Origin of the sequence: Falsiroseomonas oryziterrae, assembly GCF_021864505.1 — a bacterium.
GTDB lineage: Bacteria > Pseudomonadota > Alphaproteobacteria > Acetobacterales > Acetobacteraceae > Falsiroseomonas > Falsiroseomonas oryziterrae.
The window spans coordinates 1-701 of the sequence record NZ_JAKJIB010000677.1; the positions used below are offsets into that span (position 1 = coordinate 1).

At 75.9% G+C, this 701-nt stretch carries 1 protein-coding gene and 1 pseudogene; both read left to right on the forward strand.

What is annotated here, in order from left to right:
* The coding region (locus tag L2I40_RS24045) for an NAD(P)H-hydrate dehydratase (RefSeq protein ID WP_272911018.1) at nucleotides 1-437 on the forward strand (437 nt) is incomplete at its 5' end.
* Nucleotides 438-487: 50 nt separating this feature from the next.
* Nucleotides 488-701: pseudogene (locus tag L2I40_RS24050) on the forward strand (malonyl-CoA decarboxylase); the annotation flags it as partial.

Sequence of the window (701 nt, forward strand, 5' to 3'; positions counted from 1 at the left end):
CCGATGCCGGTGCGCTCCGCGCCTGCGCGGGCGACGCGGCGGCGCTCGCCGGCTGCGCGGAGCAGACGCCGCAAGCGGGCGAATTCGCGGCGGTGTTCGGCGCAACCGGCGAGGACCGCATCGCCGCCGTGCGCGCCGCGGCTGCGAGGACGGGCGCCGTGGTGCTGCTGAAGGGCGCCGACACCATCCTCGCCGCACCCGACGGCCGCGTCGCGATCAACGACAACGCGCCGTCCTGGCTCGCGACCGGCGGAACCGGCGATGTGCTCGCGGGTGTCACGGCGGCGCTGCTCGCGCAGGGCGTGGCGCCGTTCGAAGCGGCCTGTGCGGCAGCCTGGCTGCATGGCGCGGCGGCGCAGCGCGCCGGGCCCGGGCTGCTCGCGGAGGACCTGCCCGCGCAGCTTCCTGCCGCGCTCGCAACTTTATTGGTCGATTGAAGGCAGGTCTTCGGGCACCATCTGCCTGAAATACGCGGAAAGGATCCGTGATGTCCGATCTTGCCGTCGCACCGGGGCTGCTCGACCGCGCCTTGCGGCGCGTGACGGCGCTCTGGCGCGACATGGCCGGTTCGGCCCCGCCGGCGGATGGCTTCGCCGAGCGCATGCGCGACTGCCTCGAGGCGCGCGGCGGCGAGGTCTCGGCGCGCGCGCGCGCGGCCGGGCTCGCGGAGGCCTACCTGGCTGCCGGGCCGCAGGGCCGTG